Source organism: Candidatus Cyanaurora vandensis (assembly GCF_013285555.1).
Classification (GTDB): Bacteria; Cyanobacteriota; Cyanobacteriia; order Gloeobacterales; family Anthocerotibacteraceae; genus Cyanaurora; species Cyanaurora vandensis.
Window position 1 is genome coordinate 1 of the sequence record NZ_JAAXLT010000135.1, and the last position, 6,546, is coordinate 6,546.

General features: G+C 56.8%; 7 protein-coding genes. 5 read left to right on the forward strand and 2 right to left on the reverse strand.

The window, feature by feature from the left end; translation table 11 throughout:
• Positions 1-199: 199 nt before the first annotated feature.
• The gene (locus tag HFM78_RS09275) at positions 200-562 is read left to right on the forward strand and encodes a hypothetical protein (protein WP_287129159.1); all 363 of its coding nucleotides are present in this window, start codon (positions 200-202) and stop codon (positions 560-562) included.
• 265 nt (positions 563-827) lie between these two features.
• Entirely contained in the window at positions 828-1,610 is a 783-nt protein-coding gene (locus HFM78_RS09280; protein ID WP_287129160.1) for an SAM-dependent chlorinase/fluorinase, read from the forward strand.
• Here the strand turns inward: HFM78_RS09280 and HFM78_RS09285 are convergent.
• Positions 1,598-3,244, reverse strand: a complete 1,647-nt coding sequence (locus tag HFM78_RS09285; RefSeq protein ID WP_287129161.1) for a CTP synthase — start codon at positions 3,242-3,244, stop codon at positions 1,598-1,600. The two genes, HFM78_RS09280 and HFM78_RS09285, sit on opposite strands and share 13 nt — an antisense overlap.
• A gap of 189 nt (positions 3,245-3,433) precedes the next feature.
• Between HFM78_RS09285 and HFM78_RS09290 the strand changes: the two genes are divergently transcribed.
• From HFM78_RS09290 to HFM78_RS09300, 3 genes are read left to right on the forward strand one after another with little or no spacing between them, the layout of a single operon-like run.
• Positions 3,434-3,991, forward strand: a complete 558-nt coding sequence (locus HFM78_RS09290; protein ID WP_287129162.1) for a sigma-70 family RNA polymerase sigma factor — start codon at positions 3,434-3,436, stop codon at positions 3,989-3,991.
• On the forward strand, positions 3,988-4,584 hold the full coding sequence (locus tag HFM78_RS09295) for a hypothetical protein (protein WP_287129163.1): 597 nt from the start codon (positions 3,988-3,990) through the stop codon (positions 4,582-4,584). Before HFM78_RS09290 ends, HFM78_RS09295 begins: the two co-directional genes overlap by 4 nt.
• A complete protein-coding gene (locus HFM78_RS09300) occupies positions 4,568-4,999 on the forward strand; it encodes a periplasmic heavy metal sensor (RefSeq protein ID WP_287129164.1) in 432 nt (143 codons plus the stop codon). Before HFM78_RS09295 ends, HFM78_RS09300 begins: the two co-directional genes overlap by 17 nt.
• Before the next feature lie 3 nt (positions 5,000-5,002).
• Here HFM78_RS09300 and HFM78_RS09305 read toward each other — a convergent pair whose 3' ends face one another.
• Positions 5,003-6,487 (reverse strand): NAD(P)H-hydrate dehydratase, encoded by a 1,485-nt coding sequence (locus tag HFM78_RS09305; RefSeq protein ID WP_287129165.1) that lies wholly within the window; start codon positions 6,485-6,487, stop codon positions 5,003-5,005.
• Positions 6,488-6,546 lie beyond the last annotated feature (59 nt).

Consider the following 6,546-nt stretch of genomic DNA (forward strand, 5'->3'; position numbering starts at 1 on the left):
AAAGGAGAAGTTATTTTAGACAATAAATCATCGATATTTTAAAATCAAAAGCTCTTAGGAGCTAATTTCCTATCATCCTATTAATAAATCGAGGTTCCCGTTAGAGGTTCCTGGAAAAGACACTTGCGGTTCACAGAACGGAGAATGGAATAAAGCGAGAATAGACCAATACTTAAACGAAATCGCAAATACAACTACCTTGGTACTTCCACTAGCGACAATTATTGAAACAGGTAATCACATCGCTCAGGCTAACTCAAAACGTTATGAGACTGCTCAAGCTTTAGCAAGCCTCATGACCAAGGTTGCGGAGGAAACATCGCCTTGGGCAGCATTCACAGTACAGCTAGAACAATGGGATGTAGAAAACCTCAAAAAACTAGCTGGCGAGTGGCCCGAACTTACCAAACAATGCCTATCAATCGGTGATGCGACGATAAAAAATGTGGCTCAGTATTACGCTGACCTGGGTAGCTACGTCGAGATATTGACTGGAGACGAAGGGTTGAAGGCTTATCAACCCCCAGAACCGCTACTAATTCCGCGCCGAAGAAAGCGTTGAAGTTCACAGTTGAAGCTTGCGTAGCTCTGAACACCGACGGAAAGCCAAAAGATCGCGGCAATAAAAGGGCAGACTAGGCAAAATGTAGTGAGAATACCCCTAGCATAAGAGGTCCCATGTAACCTACTACGGTCTATCTGCCGGACAACACCCAACAAGCACTGTAAGAATTAGCCCTGCAACAAGGTAAAGGTGACAAGCCTAAGCAAGCTCGCCGGGATCGGCTGTCGGAGTTGGCGCACAATGGGGAAAACGAGGGTAGGTGATGCTGCTTCAAGTGATTGCGGACTACGGGAATGGGGACCCGGCTTTTGCTGAGGTGACGCAACAGTTGTTATTGGGGTTGCCCCAGAGTCAGGTGAGTTGTCTCTCGGTACCACCTTTTAGTACCTTGGCGACGGGGTTCTGGGTGGCGCAGTTGGGGCTAAATCCGGGACCAGAGCGGATTATCTATCACAACTGTGCCCCCCGGCAGGATGACCCCCTCTCCCGGTCTGATAACGAAGGGGAGGGTTTGACCTATGCCCTACTCACGAATGGCGTGCAGGTGGTCGGGGTCAATGCGGGCTATACCCTGGCTTTTATTAAAGACCACGCGGAGCGGTTGCAGACGGTGAATGTGGCGCGGGCGGGTTCGCAGTTTCGGTCGCGGGATATCTTCCCGCAGGTGGTCAAGACAGTAGCCCAAGGGGATTTTAGTCTGCTCGGCGCGGAGCTAGACCGGAGCTTGATTCCTAGTATTCCCCCGGACCAAGTGGCTTGGGCGGATGGCTATGGCAACCTCAAAACGACCATTCCGGCGCATGAGGTAAACCTGCAACCGGAGTCACGGGTGGTCGTGCAGGTCGGAGATGTGGTCAGTGATGCCGTGTATAGCGATGGCAGTTTCAAAGTCCCCCAGGGGAGTTTGGCCTTTGCACCGGGCAGTTCGGGGTGGACGGCTCAGGGGAAGCCGGTGCGTTGGATGGAGCTTTTCTTGAGGGGAGGCAATGCCTGGGAACGGTTCGCCCGTCCGCGCATGGGGCAAAAAGTCAGTTACTCTTCTTGAGCCACGGGAATACGCTCAGCAGCAATGTAACTCTGGGCGTGTTTGCGGGCGGCTTCCACCAAACCCATGAAGAGCGGATGGGGACTGTTGGGGCGCGACCGGAACTCAGGGTGGAACTGGCTGGCAATGAAGTAGGGATGGCTGGGTAATTCAATCATCTCGACCAACCGCTCATCGAGGGAAAGTCCACAGATTCGGTAGCCCGAGTCCACGAATTGGCGGCGGTAGGCGTTGTTGAACTCGTAACGGTGGCGGTGGCGTTCGAGGGTAACGGAGTCGTGGTAGAGATGTTGGGCCAAGGAATTAGGCGCGAGACGGCAGGCCCACAGTCCCAAGCGCAGGGTTCCCCCGAGGGCAGACACGTCCTCTTGTTCTGGCAATAAGGAGATGACCGGATGGGGCGTGGCGGGGTCAAACTCGGTACTGTTGGCTCCCCCACTGAGTTTTGCCACGTTGCGCCCCCATTCAATCACCGCGCACTGCATCCCCAGACACAGACCCAGGAAAGGTAAGTTGTGTTCGCGGGCGTATTGGATCGCCTGGATCTTGCCATCGATCCCACGCTGCCCAAAACCACCAGGGACAATCAGACCGCTGAGTCCCGCCAAATATTCCGCCGCCCCCCGTTTCTCCACATCCTCCGCGCTAATCCAGGCCAAGTCCACCTGGATATCCTGGGCAATTGCCGCATGGCGCAGGGCCTCGACCACCGAGATATAGGCATCAGACAACTGGACGTATTTGCCGACCAGCCCGACGACGAGCCGTTGTTGGGGCTGGTCCATACAACGAATCAGGCGTTTCCAGTTCACCAAGTCAGGAGTGCGCTCTGGTAAATTAAGTAACTCCAGGACCCGCTCAGCCAGACCTTCTTGTTCCAATCGCAAGGGGACTTCGTAGATACTCCGTGCATCCTGACAGGAGATAACGGCCTTAGCAGGCACATCACAGAAGTTAGAAATCTTCTCCTTGAGGCCCTCGGGGAGAGGACGATCCGAGCGACAAACTAAAATATCCGGCTGAATTCCAATCGAGCGCAGTTCGTTGACCGAGTGCTGAGTCGGTTTGGACTTCATCTCGTGGGCGGATTCGATAAAGGGAATCAAGGTGACATGGATGTACAACGCCTGAGTGCGGCCCACGTCCTTACGAAACTGCCGGATTGCCTCTAAGAAGGGCAGGGACTCAATATCCCCCACGGTCCCGCCGACCTCGACGAGGACCACATCAGGATGAGTATTGCGGGCAACGCGGTGGATACGCTCTTTGATCTCATTGGTGATATGGGGGATGACTTGGACCGTGGCGCCGTTGTAATCGCCCCGGCGTTCTTTATTGATCACTGCTTGGTAAATTGAGCCCGTCGTAACGTTGTTGAGCTTGGACATGGAAGTATCCGTGAACCGCTCGTAGTTGCCCAAGTCCAAGTCGGTCTCCGCCCCGTCATCGGTGACATAGACCTCGCCATGTTGGTAGGGACTCATTGTCCCGGGGTCCACATTGATGTAGGGGTCGAGTTTGATAATGGAAACGGCAAAGTCTCGCGATTTGAGCAACCGCCCCAGACTCGCCGCCACGATACCCTTACCGATCGAGGAGACGACTCCCCCCGTCACAAAGATAAATTTGGTCATTGCCGACACCCAGGGCTAGTACCCAGCTATTTTATCTCACCCGGACCCCCAGGCCTGGGGTGCGTTCACACGCTGACCCTTGGGGTATGCTGGGGGTCAGAAGTTGGGGTAGTGGCGTGAACTTTAGGAGGTGGGCAGCGTCCCAATATCTAGTGAGTTTGTTGTACCAAGATGGTCTTTGCGGTGCCTATGGAGACTGATGAGCAACTGATCACACGTTGTCTAGACGGCGATCAGGAGGCTTTTCGCACCCTTTATCAACGGCACTGTCCCCGAGTGCGTAGTTTACTTTTCCAGCTAACGGGCAAGCCCGAGGGGTTGGACGATTTGACCCAGGAAGTTTTTATTAAAGTCTTCCGGGCTTTACCGAAGTTTCGCGGGGAGAGTCAGTTCTCGACTTGGATCTTTCGGATCACTTATAACGTCTGTCAGGATTTCCGCCGTAAACAGGGCCGTCGGCTCCAGTTGGTTAACTTACCGGAGACGACTTCTTTAGAGAACCTAGCCGTCCCCGACGGACGGGAGGACAACCTGGGTCGGCTGGGTCGTCAGGAACTAGTTCAAAATGCTCTAGCCACCCTCCCAGCGGAACAACGGGATGTGATTGTCCTCCATGACCTCCAGGAGAAGCCCCAGGATGAAGTGGCCCGGATCTTAAATTTGCCCGTGGGGACCGTTAAATCCCGCGTTTTCTATGGACGACGTAAATTGCGTGAATACCTCGTTGCTCAAGGAGTGGAGCTATGACTCCCCTGTCTGATGATGACCTTGTAGGACGCTTCCTGCGGACCCATTACCCCCCCGTGCCCCCGGCCCCCGTGGACCTCGTGGACCGTATTTTGGCGGTGGCCTTTACGGGTGAAGACCCGGCCTTAGTCGAACTCCTCCAGACCCATCCCCGTCCCCCCGCTCCCCATCAAGACTTGGAAGCACGGGTCCTCACGGCACTCTTTGCGGATATGCCCTTGGTGGCCTTTTTACAGAACCATGCGCCCGTGGCACCCCCCGCCCCGTCGGACTTGGAAGAACGAATTCTGACGGCGTTACCAGACTTGCCTTTGCGGGCTTTTCTACTAGAACATGCCCCTGAGCCGCCCGTCCCAGCAGTGAACCTAGAGGAACGAGTCCTCCGGGCAGTGGCTCCCAAACGGCAGTTCTGGCCCTGGGGCGTGGGAGCGGCAAGTGTGGCTGCTTCGCTCGTGGTTGCTTTGAACCTATTTACCGCCCCGTCTACGGAGTGGGTCGAAGCAGACCTGCTCCTCGAAGTACCCACTGCCATGACGGGGAGTACGGCTTTTGCGGTGGACCCCCAGACAGGCCTCTATGAAATTCGAATGTAGTTTGTTGCTGCTGGGGAGTCTGTGTCTCCCCCTGTTGGCGCAACCCAACCGCGACCGCCAACCTTTTTTAGACCGTCCCCCGCGTGATGAGCGTCGTGAACCCGGTGAACGGCCCCCCCAACTCGACTTGCAAGGACTCGGGCTCAACCGGGAACAGCAACGCCAGATCCGCGCGATCCAACAAGCGGATCAAACGCGGGCCAAGAACCTGCGCGAGCAACTCAATCAGGCCCAGCAATCCTTTCGGCGGACCCTGGTTTCAACTGCCACCGACCCGCAGATTCTCCGTCAGTTTGAACGGATGCAGGACCTCCAGAACCAGAGTGCGCGGCTCAGGGTGGAGAATTTGCTCAGGATTCGAGCCGTTTTAACGCCCCAACAACGGGAGCAACTGCGGGCACGGTATAGCCAGTAGAGATTAGATAAATTCAAGACTGCTGGGTAAGTACTGCGCCAGGGTAACAGGATCCACACCCAGGACCGAGCGGGTTAGAGCGAGTTGACGAGCCGCGTGACTATGCCACCAAACCGCTCCGACTGCCGCCATGAGGGGCGATACCCCCTGGGCCAGCACCCCCGCCAGCAGTCCAGTCAAGACATCTCCTGAACCCGCCCGTGCCAGAGCCGGGGTACTCTCGGGGTTGACCCAGACTTGGCCCTGGGGCGTGGCGATGACCGTCCGGGCTCCCTTGAGGACGACCACCGCGCCACTCCTGACCGCAGCAATCCGGGCTGAGGCCAAACGGGACTGGGGATCGAGGTCAGGAAAAAGTCGTTTGAACTCCCCAGCGTGGGGAGTGATAACCGTGGGTGCGGACCGCTGTAACTGGTCGCCACAAACCCCCAGACTACTGAGTGCACCCGCATCGAGAACTAGGGGCACTGGCTGAGCCAGTAATTGCTGTACCAGTTCTGACGCGTGACCCAAACCCGGTCCACAGGCCACGGCCCGGTAATCACGGGGGTCCACGGCTAGTTGATGAATCACGCCCTCAGAAGTCTCAGGACAAGGATGATAGACCGCATCGGGCAAGTGGAACCCCAACCCGTCACGAATTGAACCGGGTACCGCCATCCCCACCCAGCCCACCCCGCTCGCCCGCGCCCCCAACCCAGTCAACAGAGCCGCTCCGGTGAACTGCCGGGACCCCGCCACCACCAACAACCGTCCCACCGTGTATTTGTGGGCGGCTAGGGGACGGTTGAGGGGCAGACCGGCACGAGCGAAGTCTGGGGTGATGCGCTGGGTCTGGGGTTCCGGGAGGACGGCTTGTAAGGCCGCCATCGGTAAGCCCAAGTCCAAGCGGGTAACAGTGCCGCAGTATTCCAGAGCGCGGTCCTCAAAAAGGCCCTGTTTCCATAGCCCCAGACAAAAGGTCCGCTCGGCCCGAATTGCTGTGCCCAGGACTGCTCCGGTGTCGCTCTCTAGACCCGAGGGCAAGTCCAGACTCACTACCCGCAGTCCCCAATGATTGATGGTATCCACGAGTTGAGCTAGTTCCGGGGCTAGGGCGCGGGTTAGCCCAGAACCGAATAATCCGTCCACTAGTAACGAACTTGCTCTGAGTTCCTGAACCTCAGGCACTACCCGGCCTCCGATAGCTTGGTAGTAACGCAGATGGTCCTGGGTCAAGGGTTTTAACGGGTTCACTGGGACAAACACTTGAACAGTCAGTCCCAACAGATGCAACTCACGAGCCACCACCAACGCGTCCGCGCCATTGTGCCCCGGTCCAACCAAAACACCTACCCGGTCTAGGCCCGGATAGGTGTCAAGGATCGTTTCAGTTAACCGCAGACCTGCCCGCTCCATCAGCCCCGCCACGGGCAACCCCCGGTTGAAGGTCCAATCCTCCACGGCTTGCATCTGAGCGGCAGTGACCAGCAGTCGGTCCGGGTTCATCCAGGGAACAGACCCAGGATTAGGGTTTGCAGCAGCGGGCTAATCAGGAACAGGAACGC